Annotated in this window: 20 protein-coding genes; 12 read left to right on the forward strand and 8 right to left on the reverse strand. The window is 64.7% G+C overall.

Annotation, left to right across the window (positions count from 1 at the left end; translation table 11 throughout):
- Positions 1 to 6: 6 nt before the first annotated feature.
- The 4 genes from JEQ47_RS09740 to JEQ47_RS09755 form a co-directional block, all read right to left on the reverse strand.
- Positions 7 to 738 (reverse strand): ABC transporter ATP-binding protein, encoded by a 732-nt coding sequence (locus JEQ47_RS09740; protein ID WP_198876211.1) that lies wholly within the window; start codon positions 736 to 738, stop codon positions 7 to 9.
- Positions 735 to 1,571 carry an ABC transporter ATP-binding protein gene (locus JEQ47_RS09745; RefSeq protein WP_198876212.1) on the reverse strand — a complete coding sequence of 279 codons (837 nt, stop codon included), beginning with the start codon at positions 1,569 to 1,571 and terminating at the stop codon, positions 735 to 737. The genes JEQ47_RS09740 and JEQ47_RS09745 overlap by 4 nt, the downstream gene beginning before the upstream one ends.
- 145 nt (positions 1,572 to 1,716) lie before the next feature.
- The gene (locus JEQ47_RS09750) at positions 1,717 to 2,619 is read right to left on the reverse strand and encodes an ABC transporter permease (protein WP_198876213.1); all 903 of its coding nucleotides are present in this window, start codon (positions 2,617 to 2,619) and stop codon (positions 1,717 to 1,719) included.
- 211 nt (positions 2,620 to 2,830) lie between these two features.
- A complete protein-coding gene (locus JEQ47_RS09755; protein ID WP_198876841.1) occupies positions 2,831 to 3,844 on the reverse strand; it encodes an ABC transporter permease in 1,014 nt (337 codons plus the stop codon).
- A 195-nt stretch (positions 3,845 to 4,039) separates the two neighbouring features.
- On the opposite strand from JEQ47_RS09755, the gene JEQ47_RS09760 reads away from it, so the two are divergent.
- The 3 genes from JEQ47_RS09760 to JEQ47_RS09770 all read left to right on the forward strand — a co-directional run bounded on the left by JEQ47_RS09760 (position 4,040) and on the right by JEQ47_RS09770 (position 7,600).
- On the forward strand, positions 4,040 to 4,708 hold the full coding sequence (locus JEQ47_RS09760) for a helix-turn-helix domain-containing protein (RefSeq protein WP_198876214.1): 669 nt from the start codon (positions 4,040 to 4,042) through the stop codon (positions 4,706 to 4,708).
- Positions 4,705 to 6,291, forward strand: a complete 1,587-nt coding sequence (locus tag JEQ47_RS09765) for an ABC transporter substrate-binding protein (RefSeq protein WP_198876215.1) — start codon at positions 4,705 to 4,707, stop codon at positions 6,289 to 6,291. The genes JEQ47_RS09760 and JEQ47_RS09765 overlap by 4 nt, the downstream gene beginning before the upstream one ends.
- A 205-nt stretch (positions 6,292 to 6,496) precedes the next feature.
- Positions 6,497 to 7,600, forward strand: coding sequence for a M24 family metallopeptidase (locus tag JEQ47_RS09770; protein WP_198876216.1), 1,104 nt, complete (start codon positions 6,497 to 6,499; stop codon positions 7,598 to 7,600).
- Positions 7,601 to 7,725: 125 nt separating this feature from the next.
- On the opposite strand, the gene ligD is transcribed toward JEQ47_RS09770, so the two are convergent.
- Both ligD and ku read right to left on the reverse strand, forming a co-directional pair.
- A complete protein-coding gene (gene ligD, locus JEQ47_RS09775) occupies positions 7,726 to 10,251 on the reverse strand; it encodes a DNA ligase D (protein ID WP_198876217.1) in 2,526 nt (841 codons plus the stop codon).
- 3 nt (positions 10,252 to 10,254) lie between these two features.
- Positions 10,255 to 11,175 (reverse strand): non-homologous end joining protein Ku, encoded by a 921-nt coding sequence (ku, locus tag JEQ47_RS09780; RefSeq protein WP_198876218.1) that lies wholly within the window; start codon positions 11,173 to 11,175, stop codon positions 10,255 to 10,257.
- 126 nt (positions 11,176 to 11,301) lie between these two features.
- Here ku and JEQ47_RS09785 point away from each other — a divergent pair, with 126 nt between their 5' ends.
- Together JEQ47_RS09785 and JEQ47_RS09790 are read left to right on the forward strand one after the other, a co-directional pair.
- Positions 11,302 to 12,342 carry a DNA topoisomerase IB gene (locus JEQ47_RS09785; protein WP_236020769.1) on the forward strand — a complete coding sequence of 347 codons (1,041 nt, stop codon included), beginning with the start codon at positions 11,302 to 11,304 and terminating at the stop codon, positions 12,340 to 12,342.
- Between the two features lie 77 nt (positions 12,343 to 12,419).
- Complete coding sequence (locus tag JEQ47_RS09790) at positions 12,420 to 14,978, forward strand: membrane-bound PQQ-dependent dehydrogenase, glucose/quinate/shikimate family (RefSeq protein WP_198876219.1); 2,559 nt, start codon at positions 12,420 to 12,422, stop codon at positions 14,976 to 14,978.
- A gap of 18 nt (positions 14,979 to 14,996) precedes the next feature.
- Here the strand turns inward: JEQ47_RS09790 and JEQ47_RS09795 are convergent, their stop codons facing one another.
- Positions 14,997 to 15,488 carry a cytochrome b gene (locus JEQ47_RS09795; protein ID WP_198876220.1) on the reverse strand — a complete coding sequence of 164 codons (492 nt, stop codon included), beginning with the start codon at positions 15,486 to 15,488 and terminating at the stop codon, positions 14,997 to 14,999.
- Between the two features lie 171 nt (positions 15,489 to 15,659).
- Between JEQ47_RS09795 and coxB the strand changes: the two genes are divergently transcribed.
- The 7 genes from coxB to JEQ47_RS09830 all read left to right on the forward strand — a co-directional run bounded on the left by coxB (position 15,660) and on the right by JEQ47_RS09830 (position 23,651).
- Complete coding sequence (gene coxB / locus JEQ47_RS09800) at positions 15,660 to 16,553, forward strand: cytochrome c oxidase subunit II (RefSeq protein WP_236020770.1); 894 nt, start codon at positions 15,660 to 15,662, stop codon at positions 16,551 to 16,553.
- Positions 16,550 to 19,036 carry a cbb3-type cytochrome c oxidase subunit I gene (locus tag JEQ47_RS09805; RefSeq protein WP_198876222.1) on the forward strand — a complete coding sequence of 829 codons (2,487 nt, stop codon included), beginning with the start codon at positions 16,550 to 16,552 and terminating at the stop codon, positions 19,034 to 19,036. Before coxB ends, JEQ47_RS09805 begins: the two co-directional genes overlap by 4 nt.
- The gene (locus JEQ47_RS09810; RefSeq protein WP_198876223.1) at positions 19,033 to 19,443 is read left to right on the forward strand and encodes a hypothetical protein; all 411 of its coding nucleotides are present in this window, start codon (positions 19,033 to 19,035) and stop codon (positions 19,441 to 19,443) included. The genes JEQ47_RS09805 and JEQ47_RS09810 overlap by 4 nt, the downstream gene beginning before the upstream one ends.
- On the forward strand, positions 19,440 to 20,066 hold the full coding sequence (locus tag JEQ47_RS09815; protein WP_198876224.1) for a cytochrome c oxidase assembly protein: 627 nt from the start codon (positions 19,440 to 19,442) through the stop codon (positions 20,064 to 20,066). Before JEQ47_RS09810 ends, JEQ47_RS09815 begins: the two co-directional genes overlap by 4 nt.
- Complete coding sequence (locus tag JEQ47_RS09820; RefSeq protein ID WP_198876225.1) at positions 20,063 to 21,076, forward strand: c-type cytochrome; 1,014 nt, start codon at positions 20,063 to 20,065, stop codon at positions 21,074 to 21,076. The genes JEQ47_RS09815 and JEQ47_RS09820 overlap by 4 nt, the downstream gene beginning before the upstream one ends.
- A 151-nt stretch (positions 21,077 to 21,227) precedes the next feature.
- Positions 21,228 to 21,800, forward strand: coding sequence for a hypothetical protein (locus tag JEQ47_RS09825; RefSeq protein WP_198876226.1), 573 nt, complete (start codon positions 21,228 to 21,230; stop codon positions 21,798 to 21,800).
- Positions 21,801 to 21,917: 117 nt separating this feature from the next.
- Positions 21,918 to 23,651 carry an alpha/beta hydrolase gene (locus JEQ47_RS09830; RefSeq protein WP_328768705.1) on the forward strand — a complete coding sequence of 578 codons (1,734 nt, stop codon included), beginning with the start codon at positions 21,918 to 21,920 and terminating at the stop codon, positions 23,649 to 23,651.
- On the opposite strand, the gene JEQ47_RS09835 is transcribed toward JEQ47_RS09830, so the two are convergent.
- The gene (locus JEQ47_RS09835) at positions 23,648 to 24,418 is read right to left on the reverse strand and encodes an SDR family NAD(P)-dependent oxidoreductase (protein WP_198876227.1); all 771 of its coding nucleotides are present in this window, start codon (positions 24,416 to 24,418) and stop codon (positions 23,648 to 23,650) included. The two genes, JEQ47_RS09830 and JEQ47_RS09835, sit on opposite strands and share 4 nt — an antisense overlap.
- Positions 24,419 to 24,421 lie beyond the last annotated feature (3 nt).

The raw sequence follows: 24,421 nt of genomic DNA on the forward strand, positions 1-24,421 counted from the left end.
AGACGATCAGCCCGCGGTGGCCGCCAGCAATTCCTGGGAATAGGGCTCGCTGAGCCTGCCGGCCTTGAGCTGGGCGACGTCGGCTACCTCCACGATGCGGCCCTGGCGCATGACGGCAAGCCGGTCGCAGAGGAAGCTCACTACCGGCAGGTTGTGGGTCACGAGCAGGAAGGTGAGGTTCTGCTCGCGCCGGAGGCGCTTGAGCAGGTTGAGGATTTCCGCCTGCACCGAGACGTCGAGGGCCGAGGTCGGCTCGTCGAGCAGCAGCACCTTGGGTTCGAGCATCAGGGCGCGGGCAATGGCGACGCGCTGGCGCTGCCCGCCGGAAAGCTGGTGCGGAAAACGGAAGCGGAAGCGCTGGTCGAGGCCGACCTGGCGCAGCACGGCCTCGACTCGCTCGCCGCGATTGCCGATGCCGTGGATGGCCAGCGGTTCGCTCAGCGTCGCGTCGATGGTCTTGCGCGGATGGAGGGACCCATAGGGGTCCTGGAACACCATCTGCACCTGGCGCGACACGGCGCGGTCGACATGATGGCTGCGCTTCTGGCCGAGCACTGAAATCGAGCCGGTCCAGTCGGGTGCCAGCCCCGCAATGGCGCGGAGGATGGTGGATTTGCCCGAGCCGGATTCGCCCACGAGGGCAAAGCTTTCGCCCTCGGCAATGGCGAGGTCGACACCGTGGACGACCTTGGTGTCGCCATAGGAAATATCGAGGTTTTTGAGGTCGATCGCGGTCATGTGCCGGCCCATTGCGTGCGGTCGAGCACGGGAAGTTCGTCACGGGTCTCGTCGATGACGGGCATGGCGGCCAGAAGGCCCCGCGTATAGGGATGCTGCGCCTGCTCGAGTTGGCCGGCGGCACATTCCTCGACCACGCGGCCCGCATTCATGACGAGGATGCGGTCGCAATAGCGGCTGACCAGCGCCAGATCATGGCTGATGAGAATGAGGCCCATGCCCTTGCGGGTGACGAGATCGTCGATGATGTCGAGCACCTGCGCCTGCACCGACACATCGAGCGCCGAGGTCGGTTCGTCGGCGATCAATAGCTCCGGCTCCGGTATAAGCATCATGGCGATCATGATGCGCTGCCCCATGCCGCCCGAAACCTCGTGCGGATAAAGCTTGGCCACGCGCTCCGGATCGTTGATGCGGACGGCATGCAGCATGTCCAGAATGCGCTGCTGCACCTCGCGGCGTCCCAGCTTCTGATGCGTCACCAGCGCCTCGGCGATCTGCTCGCCCACGGTCATCACCGGGTTGAGCGAGAATTTAGGGTCCTGCATGACCATGGAAATGCGGGCGCCGCGGACGGCGCGCATCTGCTTTTCGCTCTGGTCGAGAATGTCGATACCATCGAAGCGCAGCGTATCGGCAGTGACCTCGCCCGGCTTGCGAATGAGCTTGAGGATCGAGCGCCCGGTCATCGACTTGCCCGAGCCCGATTCCCCGACAATGCCGAGGCGTTCGCGGCCGAGGGTAAAGGAAAGGCCTTTCACCACCTCGACCCGGCCGGAATGGGTGGGGAAGGAGACGCGGAGATTTTCGACTTCGAGCAGGGGAGAGGTCATTCCTGGATACCCCCCACAACCGCTGCGCCGCCCTCGGACTTGATCCGAGGGCCACTCGCAATCCAGCACACGCTTGGGGAGGTCCACGGGTCAAGCCCGAGGACGGCATTGCGGGCTAGGAGAGGCTGGTGACTGGTCATGAACATCAGCTCTTGCCCTCGTTCTTGGGGTCGAGCACGTCGCGCAGCCCGTCGCCGAGGAAGCAGAAGCCCAGCGAGACGACGATGATGGCAATGCCCGGCATAGTGGCGACCCACCACTGGTCGAGGATGAAGGTGCGGCCGCGCGAGATCATGGCGCCCCATTCGGGCAGCGGCGGCTGGGCGCCGAGACCGATGAAGCCGAGGCCCGCGGCGGTGAGGATGACGCCGGCCATGTCGAGGGTGACGCGCACGATCATCGACGAAGTGCAGAGCGGTAGGATGTGCTGGACAATGATGCGGATCGGCCCGCCGCCGGCCAGTTGCACGGCGGAGATATATTCGGCATTGCGGATGGTCAGCGTCTCGGCGCGGGCGATGCGCGCATAGGCCGGCCAGGACGTGATGGCGATGGCGATGATGGCATTGTTGATGCCGGGGCCGAGGGCGGCGACGAAGGCCAGGGCCAGGATCAGCTTTGGCAGCGACAGGAAAATGTCGGTAAAGCCCATCAGCACCCGGTCCACCCAGCCACCGAAATAGCCCGAAATGGCGCCGATGAGCAGCCCCAGCGGCGCCGAGATCAGCGCCACCAGCAGGACGATGGTGAGGGTGATCTGCGACCCCCAGATGACGCGCGAGAAGATATCGCGGCCAAGCTCGTCCGTGCCCATCCAGTGCTCGCCCGAGGGCGGCAGGAGACGGGCGCCCAGATTCTGCCCGGTGGGCGAATAGGGCGCGATCCAGGGCGCGAAGGCGGCGGTCAGCAGCAGCGTGAGAATGATGATCCCGCCCACCACCGACAGCGGGTTGCGGAGCAGGGCGGTGAACACCCGATAGGCGCGGCCCGCATTGGCCTGCCAGCGGGAGGTGGGACTATCGGCGAGGAGCCAGTCGCGGGCGGTCATGCGGTGGCTCCTTGCTTGTACACGCCTGAAACGTTGAGGTTCCTACCCTCCCTCCCCCTTGAGGGGAGGGTAGCGCCGCTTGGCCGAAGGCCTAGCAAAGCTGGGGTGGGGGTGGGGTGGTGGTCCAATGACGGACCCCCACCCTCAATCCCTCCCACGGGGGAGGGAAGCGCAGGAGGTGCGATATAGGAGGCGTACAAAAACATGGCCATCACCGCGCCCTCGGGTCCAGCACGCGGTAGAGCACGTCCGAGACCTTGTTGATGACGATGAAGACAGCGCCGATGACGAGGGTGGCGCCGAGCACGGCGTTCATGTCGGCATTGAGCAGGGCGGTGGTGAGATAACTGCCGAGGCCAGGCCAGGAGAATACCGTCTCGATCATCACCGACCCCTCGAGCAGGCCCGCATAGGAGAGGCCGATGACCGTGATCAGCGGCACGCGGATCGGGTTGAAGGCGTGGCGCCAGATGACGATTCGCTCCGGGACGCCCTTGACCCGCGCCGTGGTCACGAATTCCTGGCTGAGCTGGTCGAGCATGAAGCTTCGGGTCATGCGGGCAATGTAGGCGAGGCTGAAAAAGCCCAGCACCGATGCCGGCAGAATGATGTGGCTGACCGCGTTCCAGAAGATGTCGGTTTCGCCGCGGATCAGCGCATCGATGAGGATCATGCCGGTGACGGGTTCGACGAGCCCATCGTAGAAGATGTCGAGCCGCCCCGGCCCGCCCACCCATTGTAACCGCGCGTAGAAGATGGCGAGGCCAACGAGCCCCAGCCAGAAGGCGGGCACGGAATAGCCGAGGAGGCCCACGACGCGGATGGCCTGGTCGAGCCAGCTTCCTTGCCGAGCCGCCGCAGTCACGCCGAGCGGTACGCCCAGGGCGACGCCGATGATGATGCCCAAGGTCGCCATTTCGAACGTGGCCGGAAAGAAGCGGGCGAGGTCCTCGGCCACCGGCCGGCCGGTCGATATCGAGCGCCCGAGATCACCCGTAAGTACATTTCCCACATAGGAGATGAACTGCTGCCACAGGGGCTGGTCGAGCCCCATGGCGATCTTGGCAGCGTCATATTGCGCCTGCGTGGCGCGGTCGCCGACCACCGAGAGGACGGGGTCGATGGGAATGACGCGGCCGATAAAGAAGGTGATGGCCATGAGGCCCAGAAAAGTGAGGCAGAGGGTGACGATGAAGCTGCCGAGATCGACGGCCACGCGCTGCATGCGCCGGCTGGGAAAGCCGGGCGCCAGGGGCGGCGGGGCAGATTGCTGGTCGATCGCCACTCGGAAAACCTCTTTGGAAAACAATATTCTAGCGCCGCCGGCATAGTCCACTGGCGGGTCGCAGAAGCTTCATATTTCGCTTCCACCATACAAGAAACTTTGCTTATATCAAAAAAATTTTGGTAGGAGCAGTCCATGGCGGGAGCGCTGGCGAGCAAGGAGGAGGGGCATCCCAAGGTGGGTGCGCTGATCCGTGCACGCCGCCGCCAGCAGCATATGACGCTGATGGAGCTAGGGGAGGCCGCCGAGGTCTCGGTGGGGTATCTGAGCCAGGTCGAACGCGATCACGCGACCCCCTCGCTGGGCACGCTGGCGCAGATCGCCAGGGCGCTTGGCGTGTCCATCGACTACTTCGTTGCCGCCCCGGCTACCCACAATGCGCTGACCCGCAACGGCGAACGCAACCGCTTTTCCATCGACGGCTCCTCGATCGTCTATGAGCGGCTGGGCGCCGATTTTCCCGGCAACCAGCTCTCGAGCTTCCTGATGACCGTGCCGCCCGGCTACCGCTCGGAGACGGTGGCGCATGAGGGCGAGGAAATTCTCTTCGTGCTCGAAGGGGCCATCACCCAGCGGCTCGATGGCGAGGAAATGCTGATGGAGGCAGGCGACAGCCTGCATTTCCGCGGCAATCGTCCCCATTCCTGGTCCAACCATACCGACAAGCCGGCCCGGCTGCTCTGGACCGGCACGCTCGCCCTCTTTCGCTCGACGGCCCAACCACGGTCGGCCCTGGGCACACCGAAAACCGGCGCCAACAAGCCGGTCCGCAAGAAAGTCACCTCAAAGGAGAAACGCAAATGAAGCTCTTCCGCGCTGCCCTTCTGGCATCCGCGCTCGCCCTGCCGCTGGCAGGCACCGCCGCCTATGCCGCGACCCCCGCAGATGCGCTGGTCATTGCCCAGAACATCGACGACATCGTCGCGCTCGATCCGGCCCAAGCCTATGAATTCTCGGCTGGCGAGATCAACGCCAACCTCTATGACAAGCTGGTCCAGTATGCCGCCGAGGACACCACCGTCCTGGCGCCGGGCCTTGCTTCCGAATGGGTCGCCGACGAAGAAGCCAAGACCCTGACCTTTACCATGCGCGACGGCGCCACCTTCGCCTCGGGCAATCCGGTGCGCGCCGAGGACGTGCTGTTCTCGTTCAAGCGCGTCGTGACGCTGAACCTGACCCCGGCCTTCATCCTGACCCAGCTCGGCTGGACCCCGGAAAACATCGACGAAATGGTGACCGTTGATGGCAACACCGTCACCGTCAAGTGGACCGGCGACTTCGCCTCGGCCTTCGTGCTCAACGTGCTGGCCGCCCGTCCCGGCGCCATTGTCGACGAAGTTCTGGTCATGCAGAACGAAGTCGATGGCGACTGGGGCAATGCCTGGCTCAACACCAATTCGGCCGGCTCCGGCCCGTTCGTCCTGACCGACTACCGCCCGGCCGAGCTCGTGCGCCTCACCGCCAACGAGACCTACTGGAACGGCGCTCCGGCTATGAAGCAGGTGCTGATCCGCCACGTCGCCGAAGCCGCCACCCAGCAGTTGCTGCTGACCTCGGGCGACGTCGACATGGCCAAGAACCTGACCCCGGACCAGATCGCCGGCCTCGGCGACACCATCAAGGTCGAAGCCTTCCCGCAGGCTGCCGTGCACTTCCTCTCGTTCAACCAGAAGACCGAGGAACTGACCCCGCCGGCCGTCTGGGAAGCCGCGCGTTACCTCGTCGATTATGACGGCATGACCGAGACCATCCTCAAGGGGCAGATGGAAAAGCACCAGGCCTTCTGGCCCAAGGGTTTCCCCGGCTCCTATGACGAGACCCCGTTCACCTATGACGTCGAAAAGGCCAAGCAGATCCTGGCCGATGCCGGCGTGACTACTCCGATCAACGTCACCCTCGACGTGATCAATTCCGCGCCGTTCACCGATATCGCCCAGTCGCTGCAGGCCGGCTTTGCCGAGGCCGGCATCAACTTCGAGATCCTGCCCGGCACCGGTGCCCAGGTGATCACCAAGTATCGTGAGCGCACCCACGAAGCCATGCTGCTCTATTGGGGCCCGGACTTCATGGATCCGCACTCCAACGCCAAGGCGTTCGCCTACAATTCCAACAATGCCGACGACAACTACACGGCCACGACCACTTGGCGGAATGCCTGGGCCGTGCCGCAGGAAATGAATGACGCGGTCAATGCCGCCCTGGCGGAGGCCGACCAGAACGTCCGCAACGAGATGTATATCGAGCTGCAGAAGCAGGTTCAGGCCGAAAGCCCGATCGTCATCATGTTCCAGGCCCAACTCCAGATCGCCATGGGCGCCAATGTCGAAGGCTATGTGAACGGGTCCAACTCGGACTTCGTCTACTACAACCTCGTGACCAAGAACTAAGTCGCGGGCAAGTTTGCGGTGGCCCTGTCCCTCGGGCCGCCGCATCGCATGGTCCGGGCCATCAGCACCGATGGTCCGACACCGATCATGCCTTGGCGAGCCGGGTACTTCCTCCCGCCCGGCTCGCCTTTCCTTTACGAGAGCGCCGAGCCGGGTACTTCCTCCCGCCCGGCTCGCCTTCCCATCTTTGAGGATCGAGCCCCCGATGAATTCCCTTCTTGCCGCCCGCATGGAAAACCTGCGCGCCCGCATGGCGCAGACCGCGACCGACCTCCTGGTCATCGGGCCATCAAGCCACATGCGCTATCTCGCCGATCTCTCGCCGCATGGCGACGAGCGGCCGGTCATGCTCGTCGTGAGCCAGAGCTTCGCCGGCTTCCTGATGCCGGCGCTCAACGTGAATTCATCCCGCCAGCATACCGACCTGCCGTTTTTCCCCTGGACCGACGCGGAAGGGCCGGGCGCGGCTCTCGAACAACTGCTCGCCGCCACGGGCATCGACCGCAGCGCACCCTCCATTGTGCTCGACGAAACCATGCGCGCCGATTTCGCGCTGCTGGTGCTCGATGCCCTGCCGGGCGCCAAGCGCCGCTTCACCGGCGATACGGTCGGCTACCTCCGCTCGCGCAAGGACGAGGACGAGTACCGGCGCCTCAAGGCCGCGCACCTGCTCAACGACCGCGCCGTGGAAGCCGCCTTTGCCGCGCTGCAAGTCGGCATCACTGAAACGGAAGTGGCTGAACTGATCGGCGAATTCTACAAGGCCAATGGCGCGACGACTGTGTTCTGCTCGGTCTGTTTCGGGCCCAACGGCGCCTTCCCGCATCATCATACCGGATCGACCCAGCTCAAATCCGGCGATGCCGTGTTGATCGATACCGGCTGCCGGCTCGATGGCTATCCGTCGGACATGACGCGCATGGGCTATTTCGGCTCTAAGCCCGAAGGCTATGACGAGATTCACGCCGTGGTCGATGCTGCTGTCGAGGCGGGCCTTGCCGCTGCCGTTACCGGCGCGAAGGCTTCCGATGTCGACAAGGCAGCCCGGGACGTCATCACCGCCGCCGGTTATGGCCCGAATTTTCTCCATCGCACGGGGCATGGGCTCGGCATCGACATCCACGAGCCGCCCTATATCACCGCCACCAGCGAGACCGTTCTCGATGAAGGCATGGTGTTTTCCATCGAGCCCGGCATTTACCTGCAAGGCCGCTTCGGCCTGCGGCTCGAGGAAATCGTCATCATCCGCAATGGCAAGCCGGAAATTCTCTCCGGCATGCCGCGAGAAGCTGTCGAAGGCGGGGTCTGAGGTTCACCCCCACCCGGTGTCACCCCGGCGAAAGCCGGGGCCCATCCTGATATCTCGAGATGGATCCCGGCTTTCGCCGGGATGACAGTCGGTGGGTGTGGGGGTGTGCGTACGCGCCGCCGCGCCTAGACCTTCAGCACCTGCTTTTGCCGGAAATAGTTCGGCCAGGGCTTGCTCCGGGCCCGCTCGGCCGCTTCGGCCAATGAAAAGCCGTTGGCCTTCTTGAGACTGGGGACCTCGTCCCATTCCACCGGCACGGCCACAGGCGCGCCCTCGCGCGAACGCACTGACCAGGGGCTGATGGCGGTGGAGCCACGCTCATTGCGCAGGTAGTCGATGAACAGCCGCCCCTTGCGCCTGGCCTTGGAAAGGTTGGCGGTGAAGCGATCCGGCTCCTCGTCGGCCATGGCTTGCGCAAAGTCCTTGCAGAAGGCCTTCACTTCCGGCCATTCCGCCTTGGGCTTGAGCGGCACGATGACGTGGATGCCCTTGCCGCCCGAGACCATGGGGAAACTCGTATAGCCCAGGTCCTTGAGCCGATCGCGAATGTCCTGCGCGGCGCTGATGATATGTGAGAAGTCGAGACCCTCGTCGGGGTCGATGTCGAACACCAGCCGGTCTGGCTTTTCGACATCGTCGAAGCGCGATCCCCAGATATGCCATTCGAGCACGTTCATCTGCACGCCGGCCACCAACCCAGGCAGGTCGTCGACGAAGAAATAGTCTTCCTTCTCGCCGTCCTTCTCGATGATGGTGCCGGAGTGGATCTGGTCGGGGAAGCCGCCCGTGTCATGCTTCTGGAAGAAGCAATGGCCCTTGGGTCCCTGTGGACAGCGCACGAGGCTCAATGGCCGGTTCTCGATATGCGGCAGCATGGCCTTGGCGACGTCTTCGTAATAGGCGACGAGCTGCGACTTGGTGATGCCCTGTCCGGCATAGACGACGCGGTCCGGTGAGGTCAGCCTGACGCCGAGCTTTTCGGCAACGGCTTCGCCATCGTCCTCGATGGGCTGGAGCTTCTCCATTTTCACCTCCCTGGCCGGCTTGTCGCCGCGCAACCCGATGAAGCTCGGATGCCGCAGAATGTCGTCGCTGGTCATTTCGGTGTAAGCGATCTCGGCCACGAGGGTCGGTTCCACCCATTTTACCCCGCGGACGCGATCGCGCGGCACGGCCTCGAACGGTGAGGCCTTGGTCGCGAGCTTCGCCAGTTTCGCGTCGAGCTCCAGCAGGGTGTCGTGGTTGAAGCCGGTGCCGACGCGACCGCGATAAAGCAGCTTGCCGTTTTCCCAAGTGCCCAGCAGCAGCGAGGCAAAGCCGCGGCGCTTGGTCGAAGGGGACCAGCCGCCGATGACGAATTCCTGCCGCTTTAGGCACTTGATCTTGAGCCAGGATTTGGTGCGGTCGCCGCGATAGGGTGCGTTGGCGCTCTTGGCGATCACCCCTTCATGGCCCTCGCGGCAAAGCGCGTCGAGCACCTTCTGGCCATGGCCGGCGACATGCGAAGAATACTGGATCGGGCTGTTCTTGATCGACCTCCCAAGAATGGTCTGCAGCCGCTCCTTGCGCTCGATCAGCGGCAGCTTGGTCAGGTCCTTGCCATCGGCTTCCAGGAGATCGAAGGCGAAGAATTCGAGCCGCCCTCCGTTCGAGAGCACGTCCTGCAGGGTCGAAAAATCGGTCCTGCCCTTGCCGTCAAAGGCGCAGACTTCGCCGTCGATCAGCGCCGAGCCGATCTTCAGCTTCTGCAGGGGCTCCACCAGCGCGCCGAACTTGTCGGTCCAGTCGAGGCCCGAGCGAGTGTAGAGCCGCACGCTGTCGCCCTCCACGGCTGCGAGACACCGGTAGCCGTCATATTTCATCTCGAACAGCCAGTCGTCCCCGGCAGGGACGCTGTCCACGAGGGTCGCCAGTTGCACCGGGCGGAAGGCCGGCGCCTTGCCCTTGCTCGCCTTGGCGAGAATGCGGGTGGTCTGGTCGGCCTTTTCAGCCTCGTCCCCGTCCGAGTGCCAGACGGCATCGGGCTTGACCTTGCTCGCCTTGACCGGCTTGGCGCCGCTGGCGATCTGCTTGAGGTCACGGCCGGTATCGACCGAGCGGGTGAACCGCGTGGTCAGCGTATCCTTGTCGCGGGCATAGCTGTCGCGGTGCTTGATGAGGAGCCAGTTCTCGCGCGGCGGGCCGGAGCGGCGCTTGGTGTCGCGGCCCTTCATATGCACCAGCACCCACTCGCCCTTGAGGCGCTCGCCATAAAGCCGGAATTTTAGGTCGCCGCTGTCGAGGCCCTCATGCAGGTCGCCCACCGGCTCCCAGGTGCCGCGATCCCACAGCATGACGGTGCCGCCGCCATATTCGCCCTCAGGAATGGTGCCTTCAAAGCCCCCATATTCGAGCGGGTGATCCTCGACATGCACGGCAAGACGCTTGTCGGCGGGGTTGTTGGATGGCCCCTTGGTCACGGCCCAGCTCTTGAGCACGCCGTCGAGTTCGAGGCGGAAGTCGTAATGGAGACGCGTGGCATCGTGCTTCTGGACCACGAAGGTTCCGCGTCCTTCCTTCGCCTTGGGCGCGGCGCCTGATGGCTCCTGCGTCTTGGCGAAGTTGCGCTTGGCCTTGTATTCCTTCAGCAGATCCTGCGCCTTGCTGGCCATGGCTTAGCTGGCCTTTTTGCGTGTCGAGGTCGAGGAAGATTTCGAGCGCGACGCGGTGGTCTTGGCCGTGCCGGTCTTGGCGGCGGGCTTGCGGGCCGTGCTGGCCTTGGCCGCCGGCTTCTTGGCGCTGCCGCCCTCAAGGCTCTGCTTCAGGGCCGCCATCAGGTCGACCACATTGGAGCCGCTCGGGCGCGCCGGTTCGTCGTCGTCATCGGCGGTGATCTTGCGGCCCTTGTTCTTCATCTTGCGCTTGATGAGATCGTGCAGCGCGTCCTGGTAGTGGTCTGTGAAGGCGCTGGCGTTGAATTCCTTGGTCTTCTTCTCGATCAGCGCCGTCGCCACTTCGAGCAGGTCCGGCTCGGCCTCCTTGTTGGAGATTTCCGAGAAATAGGGGTCGGCCTTGCGCAGCTCGTCCTGGTAGTGGAGCGTCTCGAGCATCAGGCCCTTGCCGCTGGGCTTGACCACGGCAAGATATTCCTTGCCGCGCATTGCGAGCTGGCCGAGCCCGACCTTCTTGGTCTGGCGGAGCGCGTCGCGGATCACCCGGAACGCATCCTCTGCAAGCTCGTCGGTCGGTACCACGAAATAGGATTTGTCGTAGTAGATCGGGTCGATCTCGTCGGCGTCGACGAACTGCGTCAGCTCCATCGTCTTACGCGTTTCGAGCTTCACCGCGTCGATCTCGTCATCGGTGAGCAGGACGAAGTCACCCTTCTCGTATTCGAACCCTTTGACGATCTCGTCCTTGTCCACGGGCCCCACACCCGCCACCACCTTTTCGTAATGGATGGGCTTGCCGGTGGGCTCATGGATCTGCCGGAAGCTCGGCTTGGCATCGGAGCGTGCGGCGGTGAACAATTCCACCGGGATGGACACCAGCGACAGGCGGAGCTGGCCTTTCCAGATCGGGCGGGTTGCGGGCATTTGAGGACTCCTGACTCAACTCGCCGACTCAACGCCGCTTCCCCATCCGCGTTCCGTTCACCTTTGCGGGCGTCGGGAACGCCTCGGCTGGCCCGATCATTAAGGGCCCATCACGAGGCGATACCGATGAAACTGGCAAGGATAGTGCTCGACCGGATGCGCGCCGATGAAATCGGCCCCGCGCCCACGCTCGCCTTTTCCTCCGACGAGGAACCCGGCTGGCGCCGGCGGCGCAGCGGCACCGGCTTTTCCTATCGCGCTGACGACGGTGGCCGGCCTGATGCCAGCGAACTCGCGCGCATCCGGGCCCTCGCCATTCCCCCGGCCTGGACCGATGTGTGGATCTGCCGCGATGCCTGCGGCCATATCCAGGCGACCGGCCGCGACGAGAAGGGTCGCAAGCAATACCGCTACCATGCTGGCTGGACCGAGCATCGCAGCACCACTAAGTTCGAAACGCTGGGGGCCTTCGCCAGGGTCCTTCCCGGCCTGCGCGAGCAGGTGGAGCGCGACCTGCGGCGCCGCAGCCTCTGCTACGAACGCGTCATCGCTTCGGTGGTCTGGCTGCTCGACAACAGCCTTATCCGCATCGGCAATCCGGCCTATGCGCGCGAGAACAAGAGCTTTGGCCTCACCACGCTGCGCCGCAAGCATGTCGAGGTCACCGGCCATCGGCTGCAGTTCCAGTTCAAGGGCAAGTCCGGCAAGGAATGGCGCCTGCAGATGGCGGACCGGCGGATCGCCAATATCCTCAAATCGCTGCAGGACATGCCTGGCCAGCATCTGTTCAAATACGAAAACGAAGGCCAGTATTGCTCGATCTCGTCCCGCGACGTGAACGACTATCTCGCCGCTTTCGCAGGGCCCGAATTCACCGCAAAGCATTTCCGCACCTGGGCGGGCACCGTGCGCTCCTTCGGCCTCTTTGCCGATACCGAAGTGCCGGAAACCAAGACCGCCCAGGCCCGCACCATGAATGCGGTCATCGACCAGGTCGCGGCGCAACTGGGCAATACACGCACCGTTTGCCGCCAGTCCTATGTGCATCCCGCCATCCCCGAACACTGGCAGGAGGGTCGGCTCCGCCGCAGCGGCCGCCTCAAGCCGGTTGCTGGTCTCGACCCGGATGAGGTTGAAACCGCTGCATTTCTGAGGCGCCTGGCATGACAGGTTAAAGTCCGGGCGGCGGCGGAACTGTGTCAGCATTGAGGCGTTCCCTCCAGATCAACTGACTGGAGGCATGGATGACTGGAGAGCTCTCACCGCACGCACGGCGCAGAGGAATTGGCTATTGGTGGACGATGTTCGTCGCGCTGGTTCTGCTGGTCTTCGGCCTCCCGATTGCCGCTGGTGGGCTCTGGCTCATCACCCTGGGCGGCTCGTGGTATTACCTCCCGGCCGGCATCGGTCTCATCCTCACCGCCTGGTTCCTGTTCCGAACCGACATCACGGCGCTCTGGATCTATCTGATCACCTATGCCGCCACAGTGGTCTGGGCGCTCTGGGAAGCCGGTTTCAACGGCTGGGCCCAGGTGCCGCGCCTCGTGGCGCCTACGGTCGTCCTGCTGCTGATCCTCACAACGCTGCCGGTCCTGCGCGGCTCCATCCGCCGCTTCGGCACCGCGGCTGCTGCTGCCATGGTCACCATGGCCGGGGCGGTCGGCACGATCGGCGTGGTCCAGCATGGCGTTGGTCCCTCGATCGCCCAGGAAGCCGGTGACCCGGCGGCCCAGCCCGAAGCACCGGTCGCCCCACCTGCGACTGAAACGCCGGGAGAACCGATAAGCGAACCGGCCGGGCAGACCCCTGCCGCCCCTGCCGCAACTCCCGCTCCGGCTGGAGCCGAAGTCGCCGAGGCGCCGGCCGAAACCGGCCCCACCTATGTCGCGCTGGAAGTCGGCGCCGACTGGCCGGCCTATGGCGGCACCCACGCGGCTTTGCGCTATTCTCCGCTCGACGCGATCAACAAGGACAATGTCGGCGGGCTCGAAAAGCTCTGGGAATTCCGCACCGGCGATCTGCCGGAAAATGACGAGCCTTTCGGCAACCAGAACACGCCGGTCAAGGTGGGCGACCGCCTGTTCATCTGCTCGGCGCTGAACAAGATCTTTGCGCTCGACGCGGCGACCGGGACCCAGTTCTGGACCTTCGACCCCGAGGTCTCGCCCGATGCGGTGGGCTACAACGCCTCCTGCCGCGGTCTCGTCTACTTCGAAAACCCGGCCGCCGTTGAAGGCGAGCTCTGCGCCACCCGCGTCGTCAACCTTACCCATGACGCCCGCATGATCGCGCTCGATACCGAGACCGGCCAGCTCTGCCCGGACTTCGGCAATGGCGGCATGGTCAATCTTATGGAAGGCATTGGCGACGCGGCGCCCGGCTTCTACGCCCCAACTTCGCCGCCCACCCTGGTGCGCGACGTGCTCGTCGTCGGCAGCCAGGTTTCGGACAACCAGGAGCGCAGCGCGCCCTCCGGCGTCATCCGTGGCTTCAATGCCGTCACCGGCGAACTCGACTGGGCCTGGGACATGGGCCGTCCGGGCGAAAATGGCCTGCCCCCCGATGGCGAGATCTACACCGAAGGCACGCCCAACATGTGGACCATCGCCTCGGGCGATGACGAGCTGGGCATGGTCTACCTGCCCATGGGCAATTCGGCCGTCGACTATTGGGGCGGTGACCGCTCCGAGGCCGAGAACACCTATTCAACCGCCATCGTCGCGCTCGACGTGGAAACCGGCGAAGTCGCCTGGCACTACCAGACCGTCCACTACGACATCTGGGACTATGATCTGGGCGGGCAGGGGACCTTGGTGGATTTCCCGACCGATGCCGGTCCCGTCCCGGCCATCATCATGCCGTCCAAGCAGGCACAGTTCTATATCCTCAACCGCGAAACCGGCGAGCCACTGGTGACCATCGAGGAACGTCCCGCCCCCCAGGGCGGCGTCGAGCCCGATCGCCTCTCGCCCACCCAGCCCTATGTGACCGACTTCCCGAACCTGCTGAAGCCCGTGCTGACGGAGCAGCAGATGTGGGGCGCGACGCCGCTCGACCAGCTCTGGTGCCGCATCCAGTTCCGCCAGGCGTCCTATGAAGGCGTTTATACGCCGCCGACCGTGGATACGCCCTGGATCCAGTTCCCCGGCTATAATGGCGGATCGGACTGGGGTGGCATTGCCGTCGATCCGGTCAACGGCCTCCTGATCGCCAACTACAACAACATGCCAAACTTCAACCAGCTCATCCCGCGCGAGGAAGTGGATGAGATGGGTGTCGTGTCGCTCAACAACCCCTCCTACAATCCCGACGCCGGCTCGGGCTCGCATGGCTCGATCAGCCCGCAGGCGGAATCGCCCTATGGCATCCGCGTCAATGCCGGCTGGCGAGTTCCCTTCACCGGGCTGCTCTGCAAGGAACCGCCCTATGGCGGGATCGCGGCAATCGATCTCGAAACGCGCCAGACCCTGTGGGACAAGCCCTTCGGCTCGGCCCGCAAGAACGGCCCCTTCGGCATCCCGTCCATGCTTCCGGTCGATATCGGCACGCCGAACAATGGCGGTGGCGTGATCACCGCGTCCGGCCTGTTCTTCATCGGCGCCGCCACCGACGATCTCTTCCGCGCCATCGATGTCGATACGGGCGAGACCATCTGGCAGGTCGATCTGCCGGCTGGTGGCCAGGCGACACCGATGACCTATCAGGCGGGCGGCAGGCAGATCGTGGTGATCAATGCGGGCGGCCACGATTTCATGGGAACGCCCATCGGCGACTATTTCATCGCCTATGCCCTGCCTGAATAAGGGCAGGGCCGCTCGAGGTCAGGGCAGCTTTGCCCTGACCATGCGCTTGATGACCCGCTTGTTGAGCACCAGCTCCTCGAACAGCGCGCCACCCAGATGCAGCAAGATCGCGGGGATCAGTACCAACCGGCCGAGTTCGTGCATGACGCCCGCCAGCTCGATACCGGTGAACCAGGCCAGTGCGCCGGTTATTGGCATGAAGAACAGAAAACCATAAAGCAGCAGATGCGTGGCATGGCTCAGCATGTTGATGAGCGGGTGATTGTCATGCGGCGCCGGCACGCCGCGCGTCGTGCGGATCGATAGCCGGATCAGCGCCAGCACCAGGATAAGGATGCCGATGGCAGCGTGAAATATGGCGCCGGTATTTTCAGGCAGGGTTCCGCTGCTCAGGCGCTGTGCAAAGGCCCGCTGCATATCGGTATTTATAGTGAGCTGCACCAGCAGCAGCGCCGCGATGATCCAGTGCAAGGCAATCTGGACGCCGGAATAGGCGCGGGGCTGGGGCATGGTTTTCTCCTGAATTTTCTTTTTGTGGAACTCACTTAGCGCCATTGCGTTCCACATCGAGCGAATTTGCGGGGGTGCATGGGCAAGGGGCGATGGTGGCTGGGTATTTTGCGGTGCGGGGCCTTGTTGGCGACCGTGCCGCTTCTGTCTGCCTGCGTTTCCGAACAGAGCATGCTCCATCCTGCCGGCGAGGACGCCGCCGCCGTCGCCAACCTGTTCTGGGTCATGGCCGCGGGCACGGTTGTCATCTGGCTCATCGTGATGGGCATCACGGTCTATGCCGTCCTGGGCAAGGAGCGGCCCAAGACCGAGCGCTTCGCTGACCGCTTCATTCTCATCGGCGGCGTCGCCTTCCCGTCCATCACTTTGGCTGCCCTGCTGATCTTCGGACTGGCGCTCCTGCCCGATTGGGTGCGCACGGAAGGCGCCGATCTGCGCGTGCATGTCACGGCCGAACAATACTGGTGGCGCATCGCCTATGAGCTGCCCGACGGCTCCGTCGTCCAATCGGCAAACGAACTGCATCTGCCGGTCGGGCAGACGGCAGAATTCGTGCTCAATTCCACCGACGTCATCCATTCCTTCTGGATCCCCAATCTGGGCGGCAAGATCGACGTCATTCCCGGCCGCACCAATCTGTGGCGCTTGAAGCCTACTGAGCCGGGCGTCTTCCGCGGCGTCTGCGCCGAATTCTGTGGCCCCTCGCACGCACTGATGGCTTTTCCGGTCGTCGTGCACGAACCGGCGGATTTCGCGGCCTTTCTCGAGGGCGAAGCGACCCCGGTCGATGCACCGCCGAACCACGATCTCTTCATCGCGTCCGGCTGTGGCGCCTGCCATGCCGTGCGCGGCACCAGCGCCGGCGGCGCGGTCGGGCCCGATCTCACCCATTTTGCCAGCCGCCGCACCATGGCAGCCGGCACCTTGCCGATCACGGCCGAAAATCTCGCGAGCTGGCTGCTCGACCCCAAGCATATCAAGCCCGACGTGCGCATGCCCGGCTATGACAGCCTTCCCGACGCCGAACGCGCGGCCCTCGTTTCCTACCTGCTGGATCTGCAATGACCGACAAGAGCGCCGAGACCGAACAACTGGCGAAGGTCTGGGAAAACCCCGGCGGCTGGCGCACCCTGTCCGACGTCAACAATTCGGTGGTCGGGCTCTGGTACTTCGCCGCTGCCTTCGCCTTCATGTTGTTCGGCGGGGCGCTGGCTCTGATCATCCGCATGCAGCTCTTCGTGCCCGAAAGCACGCTGGTCACTTCCGAATTCTACAGCCAGGTCTTCACCTTGCACGGCACGGTGATGATGTTCCTGTTCGCCGTGCCGATCTTCGAGGCGGTGGCCATCCTCATCCTGCCCGGCATGCTGGGCGCGCGAGACCTGCCATTTCCCCGCCTCTCGGCCTTCGGCTTCTGGTGCTATCTCATCGGCGGCGTCTTCGTCTGCGGCTCGATCTTCTTCAATTCCGCCCCCGATGCCGGCTGGTTCATGTATCCGCCGCTGTCGACCGAGCAATCAGGCATCGGCGCCGATATCTGGCTGCTGGGCCTGAGCTTCATCGAAGTCGCCTCCATCGCCGCGGCCGTCGAACTGATCGTCGGCGTGCTCAAGTGCCGCGCGCCGGGCATGCATATCAACCTCACCCCGCTCTATGGCTGGTATGTGCTGGTCGTGGGCGGCATGATCCTCTTTGCCTTCCCACCCTTGATTGCCGGCGACATCCTCTTCGAGCTCGAACGCCTGCTCGACTGGCCGTTCTTCGACGTGACGCGTGGTGGCGACCCGATCCTCTGGCAGCACCTGTTCTGGATTTTCGGCCATCCCGAAGTCTACATCATCTTCCTGCCGGCCATTGCGCTGCTCGCCATGATCGTCCCGACCTTCGCGCAGCGCGAGATCACGGGCTATTCCTGGATCGTGCTCTCGGCGCTGGGAACTGGTTTCCTCAGCTTCGGCCTCTGGGTGCACCACATGTTCACCACCGGCCTGCCGTCGGTGTCGCTGGGCTTTTTCTCGGCCGCCTCGGAAGCCGTGGCCATCCCCACCGGCATCCAGATCTTTGCCTTCATCGCCACGGTGATGCTGGGCACGGTGGTGCGCTCGGTGCCTATGCTGTTCTGCCTCGGCGCGCTGGCCATCTTCATCATCGGCGGGCTGACCGGCGTCATGGTCGCCGTCGCGCCCTTCGATTTCCAGGTTCACGACAGCTATTTCATCGTCGCCCACCTGCATTACACGCTGATCGGCGGCATGCTGTTCCCGGTCATGGCCGGCGTCTACTATTACTACCCGCTGGTCATGGGTAAGCAGCTCTCGCGCAAGCTCGGCATCTGGGCGTTCTGGCTGATGATGATCGGCTTCAACACCGCCTTCCTGCCCATGCACCTCACCGGCATGCTGGGCATGCCGCGCCGTGTCTACACCTATGGCGCCGAGCGCGGCTGGACCGAACTCAACATGATCTCCTCGGTCGGCGCCTTCATCTTCGCCGCCGGTTTCCTGCTGCTCGTGTGGGATTGTGTCCGCCCCAAGAAGGACCAGCCCCAGGTCAAGCGTAACGTCTGGAATGCCGGCACGCTCGAATGGGCCGCCCGCTTCGGCGATAGCTGGGGCATGCGCTCCATTCCGCGCATCAATTCCCGCTACCCCCTGTGGGACGACAAGGACCTCCTGCGCAAGATCGACGAGGGCGAAGGTCTCCTCGCGGACGCAAAGGAAGGCCGCCGCGAGACCCTGGTGACATCAGTGCTCGACGCCCAGCCCATCCAGGTCCTGCGCGTCGGCGGGCCGGGCTGGCTGCCGATGATCGCCGCCATCGGTCTTGGCATGGTCTTTATCTTCATGACCTTCAAGTGGTGGCTGCTCACGGCGCTTGGCGGCGTCGTTTTCCTGGTCGCGGTGCTGCGCTGGCTCTGGACCGGCACGGCCGAAATTCCCGAAAAGCAGACGAAGGATATTGGCGGCGGCGAGCGCCTGCCGCTCTATGTGTCGGGCTACAAGTCCACCGGCTGGTGGGCCATGTTCATCACCATGACGGGCGACCTCACCGCCTTCCTCGCGCTGCTCTTCGGCTACTTCTTCTTCTGGACCATCCATCCCAATTTCCCGCCCGAAGGCGTGGACGGGCCCGGCTGGTTCTGGCCCATGGTAGCCGGCCTCCTGGTGCTGCTCACCTGGGGCTTGACCCTGGGCGCCCGCATCATCAACGGCAAGGGCCAGTCGGGCATGGCTCAGCTCCTGCTAGGCGCCAGCCTCGTCGCCACCATTGCATCAGGCTTCGCGCTGGCCGCAGGCCCCTGGACGACCGGGCTCGACCCGACGACCAATTCTTATCCGGCCATTGTCTGGTGCCTGGTCCTTTGGGTTTTGGGACACCTCATCGCTGGCTTCATCATGCAAGCCTATGGCCTCGCGCGCCTCGTCTACCGCAAGGCGACGCCGACACATGATGCCGATCTGTGGAACATCGCGCTCTACTGGCACTTTACAGCCTTCAGCGGCGTGCTGACCGCGCTGGTCATCGGAGGCTTTCCATACCTGACATGAGCGAGCAGGACCACGTCACCAAGGAAGTGAGGCGCGAGACCGGATCCGGCACGGATCTGTGGAGCGTCATCATCTCGCCCACCATCTGGGCGCTGCATTTCCTTGCCTGCTACGTTGCTGCCGCCATCTATTGCGAAAAGCTGGGCCGCGACGCGCCGCTCGGCGACATCCGCACGCTGGTTATTGTGGTCACAGTGCTCGCGCTGGGCGGCATCTTCTGGTCCAGCATCCGGCTCTGGCGCGTGCACGATCGCAGCCTCACCGACGACGATTTCGAATATGAGCACAACACCCCCGAGGAGCGGCACCGCTTCCTGAGCCACGTGGCGCTAATGCTCTGCGTTCTCTCGGCAGTAGCGGTGATCTACGTTACCATTCCCATGCTCTATCTCGAGACCTGCCGATGAGCCCGCGCGTTCTTATCGGGCTCGGCGTCGTCCTATTGATCGCCGCCTGGGCCGGTCCCTTGCCCCGCCTCGTTCCGGAGAGTTTCGCCGCCCATATGGCGCTGCATATGGGCGTTGTCGGCATTGCCGTGCCCATCCTGGCTGCGGGCCTCGCCCCTCTTGTCGCCGATCATCCTCTCTTCCGCTCGCAACTGGCCCTGCCCATCGCCGTCAGCCTCTTCGATCTCGTCATTGTCTGGGGCTGGCACACGCCGGCCTTGCACCACGCCTCGCGCACCTCCGGCTGGATGCTCACCTACGAGCAGGCCTCATTCGCCATAGCCTCCCTGCTGGTCTGGGTGCTGGCCCTCGCCGCACCCGCCGGCCGCCGGGAAAGCGCCGCCCTTGCCGGGGCGCTGACGCTGTTCTTCACCTCCATGCATATGACCCTGCTCGGCGCGCTGATCGGCCTCGCGCCGCGCCCGATCTATCCCGGCCATGCGCATCATAGTCCCTTCGGGCTGTCCCAAATGGCCGACCAGCAGGTGGGCGGCGTCATCATGCTGGCCATCGGCGGCATCATCTATCTGCTCGGCGGCCTGACGCTGGTGGCACGGGCCCTGAGGCGGCCGGCACTCTCATGAAGCGCATCCCCCTCGTTCTCGCCAGTGCCGCCGCCGGCGCCTTCTTCATCCTGGCCCTGCCGCTCAGCGGGCTCATCGACCACAGCGCTCGGCCGGGCAGCAACGCCATTGTCGACTGGTACAGCCAGACCGCCGCGCGCCAGTCCATCGCCCTGCGCTCGGCCATGACCGGCGTGCCCGATCTCGACGATCCCGCCAGCATCCGGCGCGGGGCAGGGCATTTCCAGCTCGTCTGCGCCGCCTGTCATGGCAGTCCGGAAGCGCCGGCTGCACGCTTTGCCGAGGACATGTCGCCACGCCCGCCGGCACTGACCGCCTGGCGGCCCGAGGCCCGGCTGTTCCAGACCATCAAATACGGCATCCGCCATTCCGCCATGCCCGCCTGGCCAAGCCTCATGCGCGACGACGAGGTCTGGGACATGGTCGCCTTCGTGCGGCGCCTTCCGACCATGAATGCCATCGAATACGCTGCCCTGGCCCATGGCGATGCCGATCCCGGCACCTGCGCCTCCTGCCATGGAGAAACCGGGGAGGGGCGCGACAATGCCTTCCCGCGCCTTGATATCCAGAGCCCGCAATATCTCGCCGACGCCCTCGCCGCCTTCCGCGACGGCAGCCGCCAGAGCGGCACGATGATGGCGGCCGCCCGGCAATTGACCGACGCCCAGATCGCTGAATTGTCCCAGACCTTCGGCCAGCGCCTGCCCGTCGGGCCGGCGGCCGATAACGAACTGGGCGCCCGCATCGCCCGCGAGGGCATCGTCTCGCGCGACGTGCCAGCCTGCGACACCTGCCATGGTCCCACCGGCCGCGTCGACTTCCCACGCCTCGCCGGCCAGCCTGTCGATTACCTGCGCCTGCAGCTCGAACTGTTCCAGAAGCACGGCGCCGAGCGCGGCGGCCGCCATGCCGAGGTGATGGCCAAGGTGGTCGAGGACGCGCTGGAGGAAGGGCCGCACCGGCTCGAGCCGGAGGAAATCGAGGCCGTGGCCGAGCATTACGGCCAGTAGCACGCGCCCGTCAGGTCTCGCCCCACCCATTCTGTGGTGGACACAGGCCCACGATAGCCGTAACCTTCCGGGTACAAGTCTTCTACAACATAAGGCGTGGCTTAACGCGCCGGTCTCCAGGGTTTGAACAGTCGTTCGAGGAGATTACAAGTTGATTAGATTACTGCTGTCTCTTGTCGCCTACCTGATCGCCAATGCCGTGGGCCTGCTTGCTGCAGTTCTGCTGCTGCCGGGCTTCCAGATCGACTTCCAGGGCTTCATCCTGGCGGTGCTGATATTCTCCGCCTTCCAGACGCTCGCCGGTCCCCTTGTCACCAAGATCTCGCTCCGGCAGATACCGCAACTCGTCGGTGGCATCGCCCTGGTCACGATTTTCTTCGGCCTCATCGTCACCGATGCGCTGCTGGTCCGCATGGATGTGGGCGGCGTTGCCAACCTCCTGGCAGCGACGCTGCTGGTCTGGCTCGGTAGCCTGATCGCCGCCATCCTGCTCCCGCTTTACGTGTTCAAGCAGTTGCGCGACCCCAAGGACAGGGAGCGCGACGACGCAGCCACCAGTGCCAGCAAGGCAGCAGCGGCCGCCGAACGGGCCGCCAGAGCGGCCGAGGCGGCGCAAGCGGCCCACGCCAGCCCGGCACCGGCTCCGCAGCCCGCGCCACAACCGGCGCCGCATTCCGCCGCGACGATCGGAAATCCGCCGCCGAACTTCACCCCTCCGGGCTGACGGCCGGGTCGCAGGTCTCGCCGATCCGCCACCGCGCTTCGCGGCGGACGAGCCGACGCGGCCGCGCACTCCGCTGGCCTTCCGCGGCAACTGCCGCCGATCCCGGCACTATCTATCGTGCAAAGGCAGGAGGCCGAACTGATCGACAAGGCGTCATCCGCGGAGCCGGCCGGTATCGACCTGCATCAGACGTCCTGGCTGACCAGGGTCATCAAGGAGATTTCCAAACCCGGCATCGTTGTCGGCCTCCTCTTGTTTTCCATGTCGCTGACCCCGTCGCTCCTGCCGCGTGCCTATCTCGTGCAGGGCGTCGTGTCCGGCGTCAGCTTCGCCGCCGGCTATGCCATCGGCGCTGTCATCCAGTGGATATGGGAATATCTGGGCCTGCGCTGGCCTGCCGGGAAAACGGGACGCTGGCTGGGTTGGGGTATCGGCATCGTCACCGCTGCCATAACCCTGTTCTCGCTCTACCAGACGACGGGCTGGCAGAATGCCGTGCGCGCCGCGATGAACCAGCCGCCGGCCGACAATACCGATCCGTTTCTCGTCGTGCTGGTCGCGCTGGTACCGGCTCTTATGCTCGTTGCGGTGGGCACTGTGCTCGTGCTCAGCGTTCGGTTCGTTTCGCGAAAGCTGTTTGGCCGCCTGCCGCGACGGGTGTCGTTTCTGCTCAGCCTTGTCGCCGTTGGCGTCACGGCGGCCGTCCTCTTCAACGGCGTGCTGCTGCAGGGTGGCCTGCGCGCGGCGGACGCCTTCTTCCAGCAGCTCGACGCCATCGCCACCGACGGTACCGCACCGCCGGCCAATCCCAACAGCTCGGGCAGCGCGCAGTCACTGGTCGCCTGGGAGACGATCGGCCGCGATGGCCGTACCTATGTGGAAACCGGGCCAACCCAAGCCGATATCGAAGCGATGACGGGGCGCCCCGCCATGGAGCCATTGCGCACCTATGTCAGCATGCGCTCGGCCCCCACCGTTGAGGGGCGCGCCCAGATGGCATTGGAGGAAATGCTGCGCATCGGCTCGTTCGATCGTTCCATCCTGGTCATCGCCACGCCCGTCGGCACCGGCTGGGTCGACCCGGCCAGCATGGATTCGGTGGAATATCTGTGGGATGGCGACATTGCGAGCGTGGCCCTGCAATATTCCTACCTCATCAGTCCGCTCTCGCTGGTGGTCGAGCCCGACTACGGCCGCGAAGCCGCGCAGGCGCTGTTCAACGCGGTTTACGGATACTGGCGGACGCTGCCGCCCGACGACCGCCCGGAACTCTGGCTCAGCGGCTTGAGCCTTGGTGCGCACAATTCGCAGGCGTCCACCAACCTTTATTCCATCGTCGGCGACCCGATCAACGGCGCCCTCTGGGCCGGCCCGCCCTTTACCAGCCGTGTCTGGCGTGATGCCACGTCGGCCCGCGAGCCCGGTTCGCCGGAATGGCGCCCCGTGCTGGGCGACAGCACCACGGTGCGGTTCGGCAATAATGGCCAGGAATTGCTGGATGAAGGCGGCGAATGGGGTCCGATCCGCGTCGCCTTCATCCAGTATCCGAGCGATCCCATCGTGTTCTTCAGCTTTGCCTCGCTCGTCCAGACTCCGGCCTGGATGATCGGCGAGCGCGGTCCGGGCGTCACCCCGGAACTGCACTGGTACCCGGTTGCGACCCTGCTGCAGCTCGGCATGGACATGGCCTTGGGCCTCTCTGCCCCGGTGGGCTATGGCCACAAATATTCGGCGTCCCACTACACCGACACCTGGCTGGCGCTGACCGAGCCGCCCGGCTGGGACGAAGCGCGTCTGGCTGCGCTCAAGCAGCGCCTCTCGGACGAGGAAAATGCCCGCTGGGGTGACTAGCTGTTGGCCCAGCCGGCATCGACCAGGAACTGCTGCGCCGTGATCATGGCGCTATCTTGGGCAGCGAGGAACAGCGCCATGCGGGCAATGTCGTCGGGATAGAGCCGGCCGGGCAAGGCCTGGCTCTGGGCGATGAGGGCTGCGGCGCGGTCGTCCACCCATTCGCTGAGCTGGCGTTCCGTCATCACCCAGCCGGGCACCAGCGTGTTGACGCGGATGCCGTGCTGGCCCAGGTCGCTCGCCATGGACCGGGTGAGGCCATGCATGGCCGCCTTGGCCGTCTCGTAGATCGGGAGGCGCGGCACCATTATCATCCAACTGATCGAGCCCATGTTGATGATCGAGCCGCGCCCGGCCCGGATCATGCCCGGCGCCACTGCCTGCATGGCGAAAAAGCCGTGCTTGAGATTGGTGGCCATGCGCTCGTCCCAATAATCGGGCGTGACATCGGCCCAGTCGTGCCGGTCGTCATGGGCGGCATTGTTGACCAGCACCAGCGCATCGCCATGCCGTTCGGCGAGGCCCGCTATGGCCGCCTGGTAGGCAGCGATATCCCTGATGTCGCAGGCGGAAAAGGCGACGGTCTGGCCGCTGGCGGTCAATTCCGCGGCAAGGCGCGCGCCGGCCTCTGCCTGGATGTCGACAAAGCCGACCCGGGCGCCCTGGGCGGCGAAGTTGCGCACCAGCGCTTCACCAATACCGGAGGCGCCGCCGGAAATGACCACCGGCACGTCGGCAAGGCTGGGATATCGGGCGTAATCGGTCATGGG

It is taken from the genome of Devosia sediminis, from assembly GCF_016411825.1.
GTDB classification, from domain to species: Bacteria; Pseudomonadota; Alphaproteobacteria; order Rhizobiales; family Devosiaceae; genus Devosia; species Devosia sediminis.